Here is an 18489-nt window from a genome sequence, read left to right as displayed (position 1 = left end):
TCGACGATCACGACGACAGGGGTGCCGATGCCTGGCGTGGGGCCTCCCGCCGGCGGTTCCGATCCCGTTGTCGGGCCCGGTCGATAGGGTGGGCGGATGAGCCTCCTCGACGCACGCACGGTACCGGCTGACTCCCTCTCCACACAGCGTCTGCACGACGCGGGTTATGACTATCGCATCGTCGACGTGACCGACGCCGCCGCCGGCGCGGCCTTCGCGCGCGCGGACTCCCGGGGTTTCCTCGCCGGAGAGCCCAAGGACGAGGTGATCGAGGCGCTCCGCGACGCGTGGAGCACCCGGCGCAACATCGGCGTGTTCGAGGAGCGGGCGGAGTCCGGGCCGCTGCCCGTGGCGACCGTCAACTCCTGGGTCGCTCCTCTGACCGTCCCGGGCGGCGAGCTGCCGATGTGGGCGATCAGCTCGGTGACGGTCGCGGCCACACACCGCCGTCGCGGCATCGCACGGAACCTCCTCGAGGGCGAGCTGCGCGCGGCTGCGGCATCCGGCGTCCCCATCGCCGGGCTCACGGTGTCCGAGGCGACGATCTACTCGCGTTACGGCTTCGCACCTGCCCTCCCGATGGCGAGGGTCAAGGTCGACACGCTCCGGGCCGGCTGGATCGGCGGGGTCGCCCCCGGACGGCTGGAGTACCTCGAGAGGGAACAGCTCGCGACGGTGCTGGGGGAGATGCACGATCGGGCGCGCCGGCTCCGCACCGGGCAGATCCCCGGATGGCCGGCACGCTGGCGTCGCGCGGCGGGACTCAGCGCCGACAACCCGAAGGGCGACGAGGTGCGCGGGGTGCGCTATCTCGACGCCGACGGAGAGACACGCGGTGTGGTCGCCTACAGGCTGGAGGATCGGCCGGACGTCTTCCGCTCCTCGCTCGGGATCAACCTGCTCGTCACCGAGACCGACGAGGCGCTCCGCGCACTCTGGGGCTTCGTCGTGCACCACGACCTCGTCGACGAGGTGCGGGTCGACCTGCGCCCGGTCGACGACCCGATCCTGTATCTGGTCGCAGACCAGCGCGCGGTCGAGTTCACGGTGCACGACCACGGCTGGCTGCGCGTGCTCGACGTGCCGGCGGCGCTGACGGGAAGGACCTATCGCTCCCCGCTGGACGTCGTGCTGCGCGTGGACGACGCCCTCGGCTTCGCGGACGGGGCGTGGCGTCTGGTCGTCGACGGAGAGGGGCGCGCGACGGTCACCGTGACCGACGCGGCTCCTGACGTCGAGCTCGGCGTCGTGGAGCTCTCGGCGATCTACGCCGGGGGAGTCCGGGCAACACAGCTCGCCGCGGCCGGACGGATCCGTACCGAGCCCGCGGTCGCTGCCGCCCTCGACGACGCGTTCCGCACGGCGGAGGCGCCCCTGCTCGGCATCTGGTACTGAGCGGGCGCACGCCTCAGCCGACGGCGAGCTCCGCGCGGAACCACTCGTCCGCGCGGGCGCGCACCTCGTCACGTCTGTGGGAGGGTGCGGAGTCCTCGTCGTAGCGGGTGCCGCGGATCAGCTCGTCCTCGACGAAACGGAGCAGGATCGACGGGGGTTCCCCGGCGCCGAGCTCCCGCGTGATCGCCTTCCGTGCGATCAGCTCCTCCGCGGCCTCGCGCACGTCCACCTTCGCGGTGGACTCGGCGAGGAGAGTCGGGAGATCCATCGGCGGCAGCGCTGACTCCGGATGGTCGGCGAGCCAGCGCAGCGCGGCAGCGGGCCTCAGCACGTAGAAGAAGCGCTTCAGCGAAGACCGCCCCGTCCGCTGCTGCCGTGCGACGTGCAGGTAGTGCCGGGCGATCAGGCCGCGCTCCACGACGTCCTCCGCGAGCCGCAGCATCCGGTCGCGGAACGCCTCGTCCCCGCGATACACGATCGGTGACCGCAGCCACTCCAGCGCCGCGGCGTTGCCCTTCGCCACCAATCGCACGGCCTTGGACAGATCCCAGCCGTTCACGTCGAAGACCTCGTCGAGAGGCGTCTCGATCACGTCTCGCGTCGGCCACAGCGAGAGGTAGTCCTCACGCGGGCGCACGTAGAGGAACCGGCAGTCGTAGTCGCTGTCGGGGGAGGGGAAGCCCCAGGCGCGGCTCCCGCTCTCGATCGCCCACGGGATGCGGACACCGTGCGCGTCCTCGACCCCGTCGAGGCGCTCATCGATCTCCCCGACGACGGACCGGTCGAGGGAGGACGGGATCGCACGCATCCCGCAACACTACCGAGTGGCGTGCAGCCGACATACGCAGAGGGGCCCGGAGGGCTTCGCAGCCGCCGGGCCCCTCTGCGATGGGGATCAGCCCAGGGTGAGCGCCGCCTTGAGCAGTTCGGCCTGCTGCACCGCGTGGACCTTCGACGAGCCGGTCGCGGGAGATGCCGAGGCGGGGCGGGCGATCGCGCGGAACGAGCGCGGACCGGGGACCTCGGCGAACGCGAGCGCGAGGAACGGCCAGGCTCCCTGGTTCTCCGGCTCCTCCTGCACCCACACGAGCTCGGCGTTCGGGTAGCTGTCGGTGATCGCCTTGAGCCCCTCGATCGGGGTCGGGTACAGCTGCTCCAGCCGCACCAGCGCCACCTCGGGGTTCGGGTGCTTCTCGAGCTCGCTGCGCAGGTCCCAGTGCACCTTGCCGGAGTGGACGAGCACGCGCTTGACGGCATTGCGGTCGAGGCCGCGGTCGTCGTCCAATACGGGCTCGAAGCGGCCCTGGGTGAAGTCCTCCACCGGGCTTGTCGCGCCCCGCAGGCGGAGCATCGCCTTCGGGGTGAAGACGATCAGCGGCTTGCGCGGACGGGCGTAGGCCTGGCGGCGCAGCAGGTGGAAGTGCGAAGCCGGCGTCGACGGCCGGGCGACGACCATGTTCTCCTGGGCGCACAGCTGCAGGAAGCGCTCCATGCGCGCGGAGGAGTGGTCAGGTCCCTGGCCCTCGTAGCCGTGCGGCAGCAGCATGACCACTCCCGACTGCTGACCCCACTTCTGCTCGGCCGCCGAGATGTACTCGTCGATGACCGACTGGGCGCCGTTGGCGAAGTCGCCGAACTGCGCCTCCCAGAGCACCAGCGCCTCGGTGTCCTCCACGGAGTAGCCGTACTCGAAGCCGAGCGCGGCGTACTCGCTGAGCAGCGAGTCGTAGACGAAGAAGCGCCCCTGGCTCTCGGAGAGGTTCGTCAGCGGCAGCCACTCCTGGCCGTTCTTGCGGTCGTGCAGCACCGCGTGGCGCTGCACGAAGGTGCCGCGCCGCGAGTCCTGCCCGGCGAGCCGCACCGGGGTGCCCTCCACCAGCAGCGATCCGAACGCCAGCAGTTCTCCGAAGCCCCAGTCGATGCCGCCCTGGCGGCTCATCTCGACGCGCTTGTCCAGTTGCTGCTGCAGCTTGGAGTGCACTGTGAAGCCCTCGGGCTTGTTCGCGTGCGCGTCGCCGATGAGGCGGATGACCTCGGCCGACACGCCCGTGACATCCGGCTCGCCGACGCGCTCGTCGACCGGCGCGAGCTCGGGCGCGATCGGGGTGGCCCCGGTCTCGGCTGCGTGCGTCTCGGCGAAGGCGATCTCCAGACGGTTCTGGAAGTCGGCCTTGGCCTGGTCGTACTCCTCCTCGGTGATGTCGCCGCGGCCGACGAGGGCCTCGGTGTACAGCTTGCGGGTGGAGCGCTTCGCCTGGATGAGGTCGGTCATCAGCGGCTGGGTCATCGACGGGTCGTCGCCCTCGTTGTGCCCGCGGCGGCGGTAGCAGACCAGATCGATGACGACGTCGCGGTGGAACCGCTCGCGGTACTCGAAGGCGAGCTGCGCGACGTGGATGACGGCCTCGGGGTCGTCGCCGTTCACGTGGAAGATCGGGGCCTGGATGGTCTTCGCGACGTCGGTCGCGTACACCGAGGTTCGGGCGTCCTTCTGCATCGTCGTGAAGCCGACCTGGTTGTTGACGACGATGTGCACGGTGCCGCCGGTGCGGTATCCGCGCAGCTGCGACATCTGCAGGGTCTCGACCACCACGCCCTGTCCCGCGAACGCGGCATCGCCGTGCACGAGGACCGGGAGCCAGGTGAAGGTGCCGATCGGACGGCGATCCTGCTTGGCTCGGACGATGCCCTCCAGCACCCCGTCCACCGTCTCCAGGTGCGAGGGATTGGCCGCCAGGTAGACGCGCAGCTCGGCGCCGTCCTCGGCGACGAAGGTGCCCTCGGTGCCGAGGTGGTACTTCACGTCGCCGGATCCGCGCTGGTTGCCCGGCGTGAGCGATCCCTCGAACTCGCGGAACACCTGTCCGTAGGTCTTGCCCGCGATGTTGGTGAGCACGTTGAGTCGGCCGCGGTGGGCCATGCCGATCGCGGCGCCCTCGAGGCCCGCGTTCGCAGCGCCCTGGAGGATCTCGTCGAGCAGCGGGATGAGCGACTCGCCGCCCTCGAGGGAGAAGCGCTTCTGCCCGACGAACTTCGTCTGCAGGAAGGTCTCGAACGCCTCCGCCTCGTTGAGCTTGCGCAGGACTCGCAGCTGCTCGTCGTGGTTCGGCTTGACGTACTTGACCTCGACCTTGTCCTGGAACCAGCTGCGCTGGTCGGGGTCCTGGATGTGCATGTACTCGATGCCCACCGTCCGGCAGTAGGAGTCGCGCAGCACGCCCAGCACCTCGCGGAGCTTCATGATGCGCTTGCCGCCGAAGCCGCCGACCACGAACTCGCGGTCGAGGTCCCAGAAGGTCAGGCCGTGGCTCTCGATCTCGAGGTCGGGGTGCGTGCGCTGCACGTACTCGAGCGGGTCGATGTCGGCCATCAGGTGTCCGCGCACGCGGTAGGAGTTGATCAGCTCCTGCACGCGGGACTGCTTGTCGACCCGCTCGGCGAGGTCGACGGCGATGTCCGCGTTCCAGCGGATCGGCGCGTAGGGGATGCGGAGCGCCGCGAAGATGTCGTCGTAGAAGCCGCGCTGGCCGATGAGCAGCTCATGCACCTTCTTGAGGAACTCGCCCGACCCGGCACCCTGGATGACGCGGTGGTCGTAGGTGCTGGTGAGCGTGATCGTCTTGCCGATGCCGAGGGCCGCGAGCGTCTTGTCGCTGGAGCCCTGGAACTCGGCCGGGTACTCGAGGGCGCCGGCGCCGATGATGCAGCCCTGGCCCTTCATCAGACGCGGGACGGAGTGCACCGTGCCGATGCCGCCCGGGTTGGTGAGCGAGACGGTGGTGCCGGCGAAGTCGGCGGCCGTCAGCTTGTTCGAGCGGGCGCGGGAGATCAGGTCCTCGTACGCGGACAGGTACTCGCCGAAGGACATGGTGTCGGCGCGCTTGATGCTGGGGACGAGCAGGGCGCGGGTGCCGTCGGGCTTCGGGATGTCGATCGCGATGCCGAGGTTGACGTGCGCGGGCGCGACGACCGACGGCTTGCCGTCGATCTCGGCGTAGAACACGTTCTGGCTCGGGAACTCCTTGAGCGTCTGGATCAGGGCCCATCCGATGAGGTGGGTGAAGCTGATCTTCCCGCCGCGCGAGCGCGCCATGTGGTTGTTGATGACGATGCGGTTGTCGATCATCAGCTTGGCGGGGATGGTCCGCACGCTGGTGGCGGTCGGGACGGTCAGCGACACGTCCATGTTCGCCGCGAGGGTCTTCGGCATGCCGCGGAGGACGGTGACGGTGTCCTCGTCCACGGCCTCGTCGGCCGCCTTCGCCTCGGGCTTCGGGGCCTGGGCGGGGATCGGCGCCTGCGCGGCCGGCTTCGCGGTGGTCCGCGCCACCGGCTGGGAGCCGATGACGGGGATCGGCGCGGTCACGGGCGCAACCGGCTGCGGGGTCCCCGCGGCGGGTGCCGGTGCGGACGGCGCGGCCGCGGCATCCGGCTGATAGCTCTCGAGGATCGGCCACCACTCCTTGTCGACGGAGTTGCGATCCTTCTTGAACTGCTCGTAAAGCTCGTCGACGAGCCAGGAATTGGCTCCGAACCCGCCGTCTCCCCCGACGCCGGTCACCTGGTTCGACACGCTTGATCGCCCTCTTTCGTCGCTGAATCTCAGTGCGCGCCCCCTGGGTTCGGGACCGCACGTTTCCGGGATTCAAGCCTAGTGCCATTCAGCTGGGTGATCGCATGCAGCCCCGGCGATCCGGAGGTCCGAACCGGTACCGTGGAGGACATGGAGTTTGCCGGCGAACGACCCATGGTCGACCTCACCTACTCGGACGTGTTCCTCGTGCCCCGTCGCTCGGGGGTGACGAGCCGCCTGCAGGTGGATCTCGCCCCCGGCGACGGCACTCCCGCGACGATCCCTCTCGTGGCCTCGAACATGAACTCGGTGACGGGCCCGCGCCTCGCGGCGTCTCTCGCCCGGCGCGGCGGCCTCGGCGTGCTCCCGCAGGACCTCCCGCTGCAGGAGCTCGACGCGGCGATCCGCTGGGTGAAGGACCAGCCGGTGCGCTGGGACACCCCTCTCGTGCTCCCGCCGTCGGCGACGGTCGCCGACGCGCTGCGCCTGCTGCCGCCGACCGAGGGGCACGGCGTCGTCGTCGCGGAAGGCGCTCCGGGGGAGCGCATCGACGTGGAGCGGATCCACGGCATCCTCCCCGCGACCAGGCTCGCGACCGCGCTCCCGGACGCGGCGCTGGGCGACCTCGTGCACGCGCACGCCCCGGCGATCGACGCCGAGGCCGTCGGGGAGGGGAGGGCGGCCTTCGATGCCGTCGACGCGCTCGACGTGGAGATGGCCCTCGTGATCGACCACGGGCATCTCGTCGGCACGCTCAGCCGTCGCACCGCCCTGCGCTCCAACCTCTACCGTCCGGCCGTCGACGCCGCGGGGCGTCTCGCGGTCGCCGCCGCGGTCGGCATCAACGGCGACGTGGCGGAGAAGGCGAAGGCGCTCGCCGCCGCCGGTGTCGACGCGCTGGTCGTCGACACCGCCCACGGGCACCAGGAGGGGATGCTGCGCGCGCTGTCCCTCGTGTCGGGGCTCGGCCTCGGAATCCCGATCGTCGCGGGCAACATCGTGACCGCCGACGGCGTGCGCGACCTCGTGGGCGCTGGTGCGACCATCCTCAAGGTGGGGGTCGGTCCCGGCGCGATGTGCACCACCCGGATGATGACGGCGGTCGGCCGGCCGCAGTTCTCCGCGGTGCTCGAGACCGCGAACGCCGCACGCGAGCTCGGCGCGCACGTCTGGGCGGACGGCGGCGTGCGCTATCCGCGCGACGTGGCCCTCGCGCTCGCCGCCGGGGCGGCGTCGGTCATGGTCGGCTCGTGGTTCGCCGGCACGATCGAGGCGCCGGGGGAGCTGCAGCACGACGCGGACGGGCGGATCTACAAGGAGTCGTGGGGCATGGCCTCCACGAAGGCGGTGCAGGCGCGCTTCGGCCGTCTCGACCCCTATGAGCGCGCCCGCAAGGAGCTGTTCGCCGAGGGCATCTCCTCATCGCGCATCTACCTCGACCCGTTGCGTCCGGGCGTGGAGGACCTGCTCGACATGATCACCTCCGGCGTCCGCTCGTCCTTCACGTACGCAGGGGCGTCGACGGTCGCGGAGTTCCACGAGAGGGCGCTCGTCGGCCTGCAGTCCGCGGCGGGCTACGAGGAGGGCAAGGCGCTCCCGGTCAGCTGGTGAGCGCGGGTCTTCATCCGGCGCTCCGCCCCAGGTGGAGTATGTAGAATCATCCGCACAATGGACGACCCTCCTTCTTGTAGTACCACGCCCCACCGCCCGCCCCGGACCAGCACGAACGGGATTCCGCCCAGGAACCGCCGCTCGCGCAGGGAGGGGAGCAGCTGATGGATTACATCCTGCTGGGCGTGGGGCTCCTCCTCACCGTCGGCACCGGTCTCTTCGTCGCGAGCGAGTTCGCGCTGGTCAATCTCGACCGCGCCGAACTCGAAGCACGGCAGGCGCGCGGCGAGACGCGGCTCGGCCTGACGATCAGCGCGCTGAAGATCACGTCGACGCACCTCTCCGCCGCACAGCTCGGCATCACGCTGACGACGCTGCTCACGGGCTTCACCATGGAGCCGGCGATGACCAACCTCCTCTCGCCGGTGTTCACCGCGTGGGGGCTCCCCGAGGCCGTCTCCCGCCCGATCTCGGTGTTCGTGGCCATGCTGGTCGCGACGGTCCTCTCGATGATCCTGGGCGAGCTCGTGCCGAAGAACTTCGCGCTCGCGCTCCCGGTCGCCACGGCGAAGGTGGTCATCCCCTTCCAGACGCTGTTCACGACGGTCTTCAAGCCCGCCGTGCTGCTGCTCAACGGCAGCGCGAACGGCGTGCTGCGGGCCATGGGCATCGAGCCCAAGGAGGAGCTGTCCGGTGCGCGCAGCGCCGAGGAGCTCTCCTCCCTCGTGCGCCGTTCCGCGAGCGCCGGGGTGCTCGAGGCGGACACCGCGACCCTGCTCGACCGCAGTCTCACCTTCGCGCGCCTGAGCGCGGGGGACATCATGACGGCCCGGCCGAGCATGCATGCGCTCGCCTCGTCCGACAGCGCGGACGACGTCATCCAGCTCGCGCGCCGCACCGGCCACAGCCGCTTCCCGGTGTACGGGGAGGACCTCGACGACATCGTCGGCGTCGTGCACCTCAAGGCCGCGGTCTCCGTGCCGCGCGACCGCCGCGCGGACGTGCCCGTCGGCGCGCTCGCCACCGAGCCGCTGCGGGTGCCGGAGACCGTGCACCTCGACGCCCTCATCGCGGAGCTGCGTGCGAAGGGCTATCAGCTCGCGGTCGTCGTCGACGAGTACGGCGGCACGGCGGGCATCGTGACGCTCGAGGACCTGGTCGAGGAGATCGTGGGCGAGGTGTCCGACGAGCACGACCGCACCAGGGCGGGCATCGTGCGCCGCCTCGACTCGATCACCTTCCCCGGCGAGCTGCGCCCGGACGAGCTGCTGAGCCGCACCGGGATCGTGGTGCCGGAGGGCGACGTCTACGACACGGTCGCCGGATTCATGATGAGCGAGCTCGAACGCGTCCCCATCGTCGGCGACGAGGTGAGGGTCGGCTCGGGCACCCTCCACGTGCTGCGGATGGACGGCCGCCGGATCGACAGGGTCCGGTACACCGCCGACCCCGCCTCGGATGAGACGGAGGCGGAGCGATGAGCGACTGGGCGGGCCTGGTCTGGCTCTTCGTGCTGCTGATCGGCAACGCGTTCTTCGTGGGGGCCGAGTTCGCCGTGATCTCCGCGCGCCGCTCGCAGATCGAACCCCTCGCGGAGAAGGGGTCCGGGGCGGCGAAGACCGCGCTCTACGCGATGGAGCACGCGACCCTCATGCTGGCCACGTCCCAGTTGGGCATCACGATCTGCTCGCTGCTGATCCTGAACGTCTCCGAGCCGGCCATCCACCATCTGCTGGCGGTGCCGATGGAGGCGCTCGGCTGGTCGGACGCGGTGGTCACGGTCGTCGCCTTCGCGATCACTCTCGTCCTCGTGTCGTTCCTGCACGTCGTGTTCGGCGAGATGGTGCCGAAGAACCTCGCGTTCTCGGTTCCCGATCGGGCCGTGCTGCTGCTGGCCCCGCCGCTGGTCTGGGTCTCGAAGGTGTTCCGTCCGGTGATCTGGACGCTGAACTCCGCCGCCAACGGCGTGCTGCACCTGTTCCGCGTGGAGCCCAAGGACGAGGCCGCGTCGACCTTCACGATCGGCGAGGTGGCGACCATCGTCGACCAGTCGCGCCGTGAGGGCGTGCTGTCGGACGCCGCGGGCACCGTCGCGGCCGCGGTGGAGTTCACCGACAAGAAGGCCCGGGACATCGCTGTGCCCCTGGCCGATCTGGTGACCCTTCCGCAGCGCACCACTCCGGAGGAGATCGAGCGGGCCGTCGCGCGCTACGGCTTCTCGCGCTACGTGATCGTCGACGACGAGGGCGTGCCGATGGGCTACGTGCACCTCAAGGACGTGCTGCGCTCCGCGGAGAGCCCGGATGCGGCGCTGCACGTGACGGCGCCGATCCCCGCCAAGCGGATCCACCAGATGGAGCCGGTGCAGGAGGAGACGGATCTCGAGGACGCTCTCGCGGTGATGCGCCGCGCCGGTCGTCACCTCGCGAAGGTGCGCGACGGCGAGGGGCGTACGACCGCGGTGCTGTTCCTGGAGGACATCATCGAGGAGCTCGTCGGCGAGGTGCAGGACGCCACGCGTCGCGGGCACGGCCGCTGATCCGCCCGTCGCCGCAGAGCGGGGAGCGTCAGCGCCAGCGGGCGCGCTCGTACTGCGGCGGCCAGGCGACCTCGGCGCCCAGCTCGTGCGCGGCGCGCAGGCCGAAGTGCGGATCGCGCAGCCATTCGCGGCCGGCGAAGACCGCATCGGCGGCGCCGGACGTCAGCACGTCCTCGGCCTGTGCGGCGGTGGTGATGAGGCCCACCGCCGCCGTCGCCACGCTCCCGCCGCGTCGCACCGCGGCGGCGAACGGCACCTGATAGCCGGGGTGCACGTCGATGCGCTGATGGGCGACCAGCCCGCCGCTCGAGACGTCGATGAGGTCGGCGCCGTGCCCGATCGCCCAGGAGCCGACCTCGGTCGCCTCCTCGAGCGTGAAGCCGCCCGCCGCATGGTCGGTCGCCGAGATCCGCACGAAGAGCGGCGTGGTGGGACCGGAGGCCCGGCGCACCGCGTCGACAACGCGCAGCAGCATCCGCGCCCGGTTCTCCAGGGATCCGCCGTACTCGTCCGTGCGGCGGTTGGACAGCGGGGACAGGAACTGGTGCAGGAGGTAGCCGTGCGCGCCGTGGATCTCGAGCACGTCGAAGCCTGCGTCCAGGGCACGCGCAGCCGCGTCCGCGAACGCCGCGACGATCCGGTCGATGCCGTCGGCGTCGAGAGCGGAGGGTGCGGCCAACCCCTCGAAGGCCACCGCAGAGGGCGCCACGGTCCGCCACCCGCCGCCGTCCGCGGGAACCGTTCCGCGCTCCGCCGCCCAGGGGCGCCAGGTCGACGCCTTGCGGCCGGCGTGCGCGAGCTGCACGCCCGCCGCGGTGCCGCGCACGTGCAGTGCGCGGACGATCGGCGCCCACGCGTCGCGCTGCCCGTCGTTCCAGAGGCCCACGTCCTCGGGTGAGATGCGGCCCTCCGGCACGACGGCGGTCGCCTCTGCGACCACGAGGCCGGCGCCGCCGGAGGCGAACTGCGCGAGATGGGAGTGATGCCACTCCTGCGGCACCCCATCGACCGCGGAGTACTGGCACATCGGTGAGACCCAGAGCCGGTTGCGCAGGGTGAACGAGCGGATGGTCATCGGGGTGAACAGCAGACTCACCTCCCGACGGTATCGCGTCCGATGGGCGATCCGGGTGCGGGAGGGCCGGACTTCGGCGGGCCGGGAGACTAGCGTGGAGGGATGCGCGCATGGTCTGAGGCCGAGACGGCACGATTCCTCCGCGTGCCGGGTCCCGCCGACGACAAGCGCACCCGCGGCGTCGTCGCGCTTCGCACCGGCTCCGCACGCTACCCCGGCGCAGCGGTGCTCGGAGTCGAGGCCGCATGGCGCACCGGATCGGGCTTGGTCCGCTACGCGGGTGGAGCCGTCGAGGCGGTGCTCGCCCGCAGGCCGGAGACCGTGATCGGGGCGGACGGCGAGAACCACGTGGACGCGTGGGTGATCGGCTCGGGCACTGATCCGGCGGACCGCACGGACGCGGAGCGGGACGCGTTGTGCGCCGTCCTGCGGGGCCCGACCCCCGTCGTCGTGGACGCCGGAGCACTCGACCTCGTCGACGGCGCCGCCGCCCCCGTCGTGATCACGCCGCACGCCGGCGAGTTCGGCAGGCTCCGCGCGCGGAACGGGCTCGACCCGCATGCCGCCTCCGCCGACGGCGTCCGGGCCGATCAGGCGGCGGAGACGGCGACGCTGCTCGGCTGCGTGGTGCTGCTCAAGGGGGCGCGCACGGTCGTCGCCGCCCCCGATGGCACGACCATCCTCACCGGCGTCGCTCCGGGCTGGCTGGCCACCGCCGGCACCGGCGACGTGCTCGCGGGAGTGCTCGGCGCGCTCCTGGCGGCGAACCCCGGTGCGTCGCTCGCGGAGACCGCCGCGTCCGCCGCCGTGCTGCACGCCCTCGCGGGGTCGATCGCATCCGGCGCGAGAGACGGCGCTCCCGGGCATCCGATCGTCGCGCTCGACGTCGCCGAGGCCCTGCCGTCGGCGGTGGGGGAGCTCCTCGCGTGAGCGTCGATGCAGGCGCCCCGGGGGACGCGGCATGAGCCCCGGACGCGGCAGGGCCGAGATCGCGGCGCTGTGGGTCGTCTTCCTGCTCGCGCACCTGTGGGTGGCGCTCCTCGGATGGTGGCTGCCCAGCCAGCCGATGGGCGATGTCGTGCTCGTCTACGAGCCCTGGTCGTCGTCCGCGCTCGGGGGCGGCGCGATCGTCGGGATCACCGAGCCGTGGGTGTACCCGCAGCTCGCGCTGGTGCCGATGCTGCTCGCCAACCTCCTCTCCTGGCCCCTCGTCGGCGCGATGGGCGTCTCCGGCGCGTACCTCGTGGCCTGGGCCGTGCTCGTCACGGTGCTCGATGCGATCGGGTTCGCGGTACTCGTCGGGCTCGGACGCACGGGGGCGCGCCGCGGGCGTTCCGGTCCGCGGCGCACGGCGGGCTGGTTCTGGTGCGCGGCGCTGCTGCTGCTCGGCCCGATCGCGATGTACCGGATCGACGCGGTCACGGTGCCGATCGCCCTCATCGGTGGACTCTGGCTGAGCAGACGCCCAGTTCTCGCCGCCGCGCTGCTGACGATCGGCGCCTGGATCAAGATCTGGCCCGGCGCGCTGGCGCTCGCCGCGGTCATCGCGGTGAAGAGGCGCGTGCGCGTGCTCGCGGCGGCCGTGATCGTCGCGGCAGCCGTGGTCGCCGTGCTCTTCCTCCTCGGAGCGGACCGCGAGCTGTTCGCCTTCCTCACCCAGCAGACCGGGAGGGGGCTGCAGATCGAGGCGGTCGCCGCGACGCCTTTCCTCTGGATGGCGCTGGGCGGCGCGGCGGCGATCGAGTACAGCCACGAGATCCTCACCTTCCAGATCCGCGCCGACGCCGCCGAGACGGTCTCCGCGCTGCTGACCCCGGTGATGGTGCTGGTCGTGCTCGGCCTCGCTGTGGCGGGTGCGATCAAGGCCGCGCGCGGGGCATCCTGGCATCGGCTCTTCCCTCCGCTGGGCCTGGCGCTGGTGACGGCGCTGATCGTGACCAACAAGGTCGGCTCGCCGCAGTTCCAGGTCTGGCTGCTCGTGCCGGTGATGCTCTGGATCGTGCTGGACCGAACCAGATCGGTCGCGCCCTCGCTGCTCACGCTCGGCCTGATGGCGCTGACCTTCCTGGTCTACCCGCTGACCTACGACGCGCTGCTGCGGGCCGAGTACGCACCGATCCTGGTGCTGAGTCTGCGGAACCTGCTCCTCGTCGTCCTGCTGATCATCTCGTCGCGCGCACTCCTGCGCGTGCCCGCCGCACCACGAACCGATCCGGCGCATCGCGCCGGCTGACAGGGAGGAACCCCCATGCTCATCGCATTCTCCGTCGCTCCATCCGGCACCGGCCGCGAGGACGGGTCCGTCCACGACGCCGTCGCGGCCGCCGTGAAGATCGTCCGCGAGTCCGGTCTGCCGAACCGCACGACCAGCATGTTCACCGAGCTCGAAGGGGAGTGGGACGAGGTCTTCGACGTCGTGCGGCGGGCCACCGAGGCCGTCGCACGCTACGGCTCTCGCGTCTCGCTCGTGCTGAAGGCCGACATCCGCGCCGGCTATGAGGGCGAGCTCGATGCGAAGATCGAGCGTCTGGAGCGCGCGATCGACGAGTCCGAAGACGATCGCTGAGCGGCGTGCGGTCGATGTGAGGCGGCGCGGTGGCAGTCCGCGCGGCCGGTAGCATGGACGGGTGAAACCCTCGGATCTCTCGAGGGGTGCGGCGACGAGGGCGCTCCTCTCGCTCGCCATCGGCAGCTTCGGAATCGGGATGACCGAGTTCGTCATCATGGGGCTGCTGCCCGACATCGCCCGTGATCTGCTGCCCGACCTCTGGGCCCGCAGCCAGGGGCAGGCGATCGGCCAGGCGGGGATCCTCGTGTCGATGTACGCCCTCGGCGTGGTGATCGGCGCGCCGATGATCGCCGGCCTCGTCGCACGGTTCCCACGACACCGCGTGATGATCGGTCTGGCGCTCGCGCTGACCGTCTTCAACGTGCTCGCCGTCGTCGCCCCCACGTTCGGCACGGTGGGCGCCGCGCGTCTGCTCGCCGGGCTCCCGCACGGCGCCTACTTCGGGATCGGCGCCCTCGTGGCCGCCGATGTGCTCGGCCCGGGCAAGAGGGCGAAGGGCGTGGCGTTCATCCTCACGGGGCTGACGATCGCGAACGTCGTCGGCGTGCCCTTCGGCACGTTCCTCGGTCAGCAGTGGGGATGGCGCACCGCATTCCTCGTCGTCTCCGGCGTCTTCGCGCTCGCGACGGTCTGCATCGCCCTCTTCGTGCCGGAGCACGCGGGGGACCCGGGCCGAACGCTGCGCTCCGAGCTCGGCGTCTTCCGCGTGCCTCAGGTGTGGTTCACCCTCGGCGTGGGGGCCATCGGATTCGGCGGCTTCTTCGCCGTCTACAGCTACATCGCCCCGCTCGTCACCGAGGTCGCCGGAGCGCCGGAGTGGGCGGTGCCGGTCACTCTCGTGCTCTTCGGGGTCGGGATGACGGCCGGCAACCTCGCAGGGGGCTCCCTCGCCGACCGCGATCTCCGCCGCACCCTTCTCGGCGGACTCGGCCTGCTCGCCGCCGTGCTGGTGCTGCTCGCGCTGCTCTCCTGGAACATCGTGCTGCTGATGGCACTCGCCATGATGGTGGGGTTCGCGTCGGCGGTGCTGAGCCCGGCGATCCAGACACGCCTGATGGACGTCGCCGGCGACAACCAGTCCATCGCCGCGGCGATGAACCACTCCGCCCTGAACATCGGCAACAGCCTCGGAGCCTTCCTCGGCGGGGCCGCGATCGCGCTCGGGTGGGGCTTCACGGCGCCGTCCTGGGTGGGGGCGGCGCTGGCGCTGGTCGGCCTGCTCATCGCGGCGGCGGCCTATCGCGCGGAGAGCCGCACGCCCGCCCCCGTCTGACGGACACGATCCGCGACATAGAGTGGCGGGATGGACGAGACGCTTCCCGTCGCCGGGACGGCTGTGGTGCTGAGGGATCGCGCCGAGGGGATGCAGACGCTGATGCTGCGCCGCCCCGATCACGGGTCGTTCCCCGGCGCCTGGGTGTTCCCCGGGGGCCGCGTCGATCCGGGCGACGTCGGCGACGACGAGCAGGGCCGGGCCCGCAGCGCGGCGCTCCGCGAGACCGAGGAGGAGGCCGGCATCCGCGTCCGCGACCTGCGGGTGCTGTCCTGCTGGGAGCCGCCCGCCGAGGCGCCGAAGCGCATCCGCACCTGGTTCTTCCTCGCGCGCGAAGACGGCGACGAGATCGTGACGAGCGAGGGCGAGATCGAGGAGGCGGCCTGGCTCACGGTCGCGGACGCCTTCGCCCGGCACGAGAGCGGCGGCTTCACGCTCTTCCCGCCGACCTGGGTGACGCTCGACGGGCTCCGGCGGTTCCGCACCGTCGACGAGGCGTTGGACGCGGCAGGAGACGCCGCGGTCTTCCGCACCCGGGTGCAGTCCGTCGAGGGAGGGCAGCGGTTCCTCTGGGAGGGCGACGAGGAGTATCCGGACCGTCCCGGAGCGCCCGGTGCGCGGCATCGCCTCACCGCCGGCGCCGTGCCCTGGCGGTACGAGAGGAACTGAGGAGCGGCCGGCGCGTTCAGGCCTCGAGCAGGCGGCGCAGGTGGGCCCCGACCTCGTCGACCTCGATCAGGAAGCCGTCGTGCCCGAAGTCGCTGGTGAGCACCACGGCGCCCTCGTCGATCGTGTGCGGGATGCTGCGCGCGATGCGCTGCTGCCCGTCGACCGGGAACAGGCGATCGGTGTCGATCCCGAGCACGAGTGTTCTCGCGGTCACGCGGTGCAGCGCCTCTTCGACCCCGCCGCGATCCCGCCCGATGTCGTGCGAGTTCATCGCCTCCACGAGCGTGATGTAGCTGTTCGCGTCGAAGCGGCGGGTGAACTTGTTCCCGTGGAAGTCGAGGTAGGACTCCACCGCGAACCGCCCGCCCCGGCCAAGCGGCGAGAGCTCGGACTGCCAGGAGCGCTGGAACCGCTGGTTCAGCTCGATCGGGCTGCGGTAGTTCAGCAGCGCCATGCGACGGGCCAGCGCCAGTCCGCGGTGCGGCCCCTCGCCGAGTGCGGCGTCGTAGTAGTCGCCGTCCGCGAAACGGGGATCCATTCGCACGGTCTCGAGCTGTACGAAGTTGAGGGCCAGCTGGTCCGCGGTCGTGACCGGGGGAGAGGAGAGCACGGCGAGCCGTGCCACGCGCTCCGGATGGGTCACCGCCCACTCCAGGGCGTGCATACCGCCCATCGATCCGCCGATCACGGCGGCCCAGCGCTCGACGCCCAGCGCGTCCGCGAGCATGACCTGTGCGGCGACCTGGTCGCGGATCGTGAGGTAGGGGAAGCGTGCACCCCACTCGTAGCCGTTCGGGGCGATGCTCGCGGGGCCGGTGGAGCCCTGGCAGCCGCCGAGCATGTTGGGGGCGATCACGAACCACTCATCGGTGTCGATCGCCCCGCCGGGCCCGATGACCTCGTCCCACCAGCCGCCGGTCGGATGCCCGGGGCCGGCGTCGCCGCGCACGTGGCTGTCGCCGGTGAGGGCGTGGAGCACGAGGACCGCGTTGTCGCGGGCGGCGTTCAGCTCGCCCCACGACTCCCACGCCAGCCGGATGCCCGGGAGCTCGGCGCCGTTCTCGGTGCGGAAGGCGCCGCGCGACGTGAACCGCCGGTCGCCCAGGGGATCGCCGTCGCGCCAGGCTCCGGTCGCGGGGGGTCGGGCTCGCAGCAAGCGCACGTCGGCCTCGGACACGGGCGCCGAAGGCACCGTGTCCGCCGAGGTCGTCTGCCAGTCCATGCCTCCATTCTCGCCGGTGCCGGGTCCCGGATGCCGCAGGTTACGGACCGCGCCGAAACGGACGGACGCCCCGGACCGCGAAGGTCCGGGGCGTCCGTCCGTGAAGAGGTCCGTCAGGCGCGAGCGGCCTCGGTGACGGCGCGCGCGGCGACGAGGGCCTGGTCGAGGTCGGCCTTCAGGTCGTCGATGTTCTCCAGCCCGACCGAGAGGCGCACCAGGCCCGGCGTGACGCCGGCCGAGAGCTGCTGCTCGGGGGTGAGCTGGGCGTGGGTGGTCGATGCCGGGTGGATGACCAGCGAGCGCACGTCGCCGATGTTGGCGAGGTGGCTGAACAGCGAGAGGCTGTTCACGAACTCGCGTCCGGCCTCGACGCCGCCCTTGAGCTCGAAGGAGAGCACGGCGCCGACGCCCTTCGGGGCGAACTCGTTGGCCTTCGCGTACCACGGCGACGAGGGGAGGCCGGAGTAGTTGACGGTGGCGACGTCGTCGTGGTTCTCGAGCCACTCGGCGATCTCCTGGGCGTTCTGCACATGACGCTCGACCCGCAGCGACAGCGTCTCGACACCCTGGATGAGGTTCCAGGCGCTCTGCGGCGCGATCGCCGAGCCGAGGTCGCGGAGCAGCTGCACACGGGCCTTGATGATGTAGGCGAGGCCGTCGCCGACGGCGGTCGTGTAGCTCGCGCCGTGGTAGGAGGGGTCGGGCTCGGTGAGACCCGGGAACTTCTCGACGTTCTTCGACCATTCGAAGGCGCCGCCGTCGATGACGACGCCGCCGATCGTGGTGCCGTGGCCGCCGAGGAACTTGGTGACCGAGTGGACGACGATGTCGGCGCCGTGCTCGAAGGGGCGGATCAGGTAGGGAGTGGCGATCGTGTTGTCGACGATCAGCGGCACGCCGTTCTCGTGGGCGATGTCGGCGACGGTGCGGATGTCGAGCACGTTGATCTTCGGGTTGCCGATGGTCTCGGCGAAGAAGAGCTTCGTGTTCGGGCGGACGGCGCGGCGCCATTCCTCGGGGTCGTCCTGGTTCTCGACGAAGGTGACTTCGATGCCGAGCTTGGCGAGGGTGTACTTGAAGAGGTTGTAGGTGCCGCCGTAGATCGAGCTCGAGGCGACGAAGTGGTCACCGGCCTGGGCGATGTTCAGGATCGCGAAGGTCGACGCCGCCTGGCCGCTGGAGAGCACGAGGGCGCCGGTGCCGCCCTCGAGCGCGGCGAGGCGCTGCTCGAGCACGTCCTGGGTGGGGTTCTGGATGCGGGTGTAGATGTTCCCGAACTCGGCCAGCGCGAAGAGGTTCGCCGCGTGGTCGGCGCTGTCGAAGACGTAGGACGTGGTCTGGTAGATCGGCGTCGCGCGGGCCTTGGTCACCGGGTCGGGCGCGGCGCCCGAGTGGATCTGCTTGGTCTCGAAGCGCCAGTTCTCAGGAGCGGTCATGGGATTCCCCTTGCGTGATGGTCGGCGGGTGGAGCTGCCGGGTGGTCGATGGGCCGTTCGGGCTTCAGGCCCTGCAGTGAGAGTACGGAACGGGCCGGGTCGTCAACAACGCCCGGGAAATGTGACG

14 protein-coding genes are annotated in these 18489 nt (G+C 71.2%); 9 read left to right on the top strand and 5 right to left on the bottom strand.

From position 1 onward, the window contains the following. Nucleotides 1-96: 96 nt before the first annotated feature. A complete protein-coding gene (locus ABWO84_RS02090) occupies nt 97-1395 on the top strand; it encodes a GNAT family N-acetyltransferase (RefSeq protein WP_353112015.1) in 1299 nt (432 codons plus the stop codon). Nucleotides 1396-1408: 13 nt separating this feature from the next. On the opposite strand, the gene ABWO84_RS02085 is transcribed toward ABWO84_RS02090, so the two are convergent. Then, complete coding sequence (locus ABWO84_RS02085) at nt 1409-2203, bottom strand: nucleotidyltransferase domain-containing protein (protein ID WP_353112013.1); 795 nt, start codon at nt 2201-2203, stop codon at nt 1409-1411. An 87-nt stretch (nt 2204-2290) separates the two neighbouring features. Further along, nucleotides 2291-5968, bottom strand: coding sequence for a multifunctional oxoglutarate decarboxylase/oxoglutarate dehydrogenase thiamine pyrophosphate-binding subunit/dihydrolipoyllysine-residue succinyltransferase subunit (locus tag ABWO84_RS02080; protein ID WP_353112011.1), 3678 nt, complete (start codon nt 5966-5968; stop codon nt 2291-2293). Nucleotides 5969-6118: 150 nt separating this feature from the next. Here ABWO84_RS02080 and guaB1 point away from each other — a divergent pair, with 150 nt between their 5' ends. The 3 genes from guaB1 to ABWO84_RS02065 all read left to right on the top strand — a co-directional run bounded on the left by guaB1 (nt 6119) and on the right by ABWO84_RS02065 (nt 10118). Further along, nucleotides 6119-7579 (top strand): GMP reductase, encoded by a 1461-nt coding sequence (guaB1, locus tag ABWO84_RS02075; protein WP_353112009.1) that lies wholly within the window; start codon nt 6119-6121, stop codon nt 7577-7579. Between the two features lie 164 nt (nt 7580-7743). Beyond that, a complete protein-coding gene (locus ABWO84_RS02070) occupies nt 7744-9060 on the top strand; it encodes a hemolysin family protein (RefSeq protein ID WP_353112007.1) in 1317 nt (438 codons plus the stop codon). Continuing rightward, on the top strand, nt 9057-10118 hold the full coding sequence (locus tag ABWO84_RS02065; protein WP_353112005.1) for a hemolysin family protein: 1062 nt from the start codon (nt 9057-9059) through the stop codon (nt 10116-10118). Before ABWO84_RS02070 ends, ABWO84_RS02065 begins: the two co-directional genes overlap by 4 nt. 28 nt (nt 10119-10146) lie before the next feature. Here ABWO84_RS02065 and ABWO84_RS02060 read toward each other — a convergent pair whose 3' ends face one another. Beyond that, nucleotides 10147-11214 carry an NADH:flavin oxidoreductase/NADH oxidase gene (locus tag ABWO84_RS02060; protein WP_353112003.1) on the bottom strand — a complete coding sequence of 356 codons (1068 nt, stop codon included), beginning with the start codon at nt 11212-11214 and terminating at the stop codon, nt 10147-10149. 81 nt (nt 11215-11295) lie between these two features. On the opposite strand from ABWO84_RS02060, the gene ABWO84_RS02055 reads away from it, so the two are divergent. The 5 genes from ABWO84_RS02055 (at nt 11296) to ABWO84_RS02035 (ending at nt 15704) form a co-directional block, all read left to right on the top strand. Next, the gene (locus ABWO84_RS02055) at nt 11296-12123 is read left to right on the top strand and encodes an ADP-dependent NAD(P)H-hydrate dehydratase (protein ID WP_353112001.1); all 828 of its coding nucleotides are present in this window, start codon (nt 11296-11298) and stop codon (nt 12121-12123) included. A 31-nt stretch (nt 12124-12154) separates the two neighbouring features. Beyond that, nucleotides 12155-13426 (top strand): hypothetical protein, encoded by a 1272-nt coding sequence (locus ABWO84_RS02050; protein ID WP_353111999.1) that lies wholly within the window; start codon nt 12155-12157, stop codon nt 13424-13426. A 15-nt stretch (nt 13427-13441) separates the two neighbouring features. Beyond that, on the top strand, nt 13442-13759 hold the full coding sequence (locus ABWO84_RS02045) for a thiamine-binding protein (protein ID WP_353111997.1): 318 nt from the start codon (nt 13442-13444) through the stop codon (nt 13757-13759). Nucleotides 13760-13820: 61 nt separating this feature from the next. After that, nucleotides 13821-15035, top strand: a complete 1215-nt coding sequence (locus tag ABWO84_RS02040) for an MFS transporter (RefSeq protein ID WP_353111995.1) — start codon at nt 13821-13823, stop codon at nt 15033-15035. A gap of 30 nt (nt 15036-15065) precedes the next feature. Next, nucleotides 15066-15704, top strand: a complete 639-nt coding sequence (locus tag ABWO84_RS02035; protein WP_353111993.1) for an NUDIX hydrolase — start codon at nt 15066-15068, stop codon at nt 15702-15704. A gap of 16 nt (nt 15705-15720) precedes the next feature. Here the strand turns inward: ABWO84_RS02035 and metX are convergent, their stop codons facing one another. Together metX and ABWO84_RS02025 are read right to left on the bottom strand one after the other, a co-directional pair. Further along, the gene (gene metX / locus ABWO84_RS02030) at nt 15721-16926 is read right to left on the bottom strand and encodes a homoserine O-acetyltransferase MetX (RefSeq protein WP_353111991.1); all 1206 of its coding nucleotides are present in this window, start codon (nt 16924-16926) and stop codon (nt 15721-15723) included. Nucleotides 16927-17039: 113 nt separating this feature from the next. Continuing rightward, nucleotides 17040-18362, bottom strand: a complete 1323-nt coding sequence (locus ABWO84_RS02025) for a bifunctional o-acetylhomoserine/o-acetylserine sulfhydrylase (RefSeq protein ID WP_353111989.1) — start codon at nt 18360-18362, stop codon at nt 17040-17042. Nucleotides 18363-18489 lie beyond the last annotated feature (127 nt).

This window comes from Microbacterium sp., from assembly GCF_040394595.1.
In the GTDB taxonomy this organism is placed as follows: Bacteria; Actinomycetota; Actinomycetes; order Actinomycetales; family Microbacteriaceae; genus Microbacterium.
This window is presented reverse-complemented; position numbering and strand designations above follow the sequence as displayed.

Excerpts from the sequence above, each read along its gene's own strand:
- ABWO84_RS02050 (WP_353111999.1), top strand. The coding sequence starts at position 12,155 with ATGAGCCCCGGACGCGGCAGGGCCGAGATCGCGGCGCTGTGGGTCGTC.
- metX (WP_353111991.1), bottom strand. The coding sequence starts at position 16,926 with ATGGACTGGCAGACGACCTCGGCGGACACGGTGCCTTCGGCGCCCGTG.
- ABWO84_RS02035 (WP_353111993.1), top strand. The coding sequence starts at position 15,066 with ATGGACGAGACGCTTCCCGTCGCCGGGACGGCTGTGGTGCTGAGGGAT.
- ABWO84_RS02025 (WP_353111989.1), bottom strand. The coding sequence starts at position 18,362 with ATGACCGCTCCTGAGAACTGGCGCTTCGAGACCAAGCAGATCCACTCG.
- ABWO84_RS02065 (WP_353112005.1), top strand. The coding sequence starts at position 9,057 with ATGAGCGACTGGGCGGGCCTGGTCTGGCTCTTCGTGCTGCTGATCGGC.
- ABWO84_RS02070 (WP_353112007.1), top strand. The coding sequence starts at position 7,744 with ATGGATTACATCCTGCTGGGCGTGGGGCTCCTCCTCACCGTCGGCACC.
- ABWO84_RS02045 (WP_353111997.1), top strand. The coding sequence starts at position 13,442 with ATGCTCATCGCATTCTCCGTCGCTCCATCCGGCACCGGCCGCGAGGAC.
- ABWO84_RS02085 (WP_353112013.1), bottom strand. The coding sequence starts at position 2,203 with ATGCGTGCGATCCCGTCCTCCCTCGACCGGTCCGTCGTCGGGGAGATC.
- guaB1 (WP_353112009.1), top strand. The coding sequence starts at position 6,119 with ATGGAGTTTGCCGGCGAACGACCCATGGTCGACCTCACCTACTCGGAC.
- ABWO84_RS02055 (WP_353112001.1), top strand. The coding sequence starts at position 11,296 with ATGCGCGCATGGTCTGAGGCCGAGACGGCACGATTCCTCCGCGTGCCG.
- ABWO84_RS02090 (WP_353112015.1), top strand. The coding sequence starts at position 97 with ATGAGCCTCCTCGACGCACGCACGGTACCGGCTGACTCCCTCTCCACA.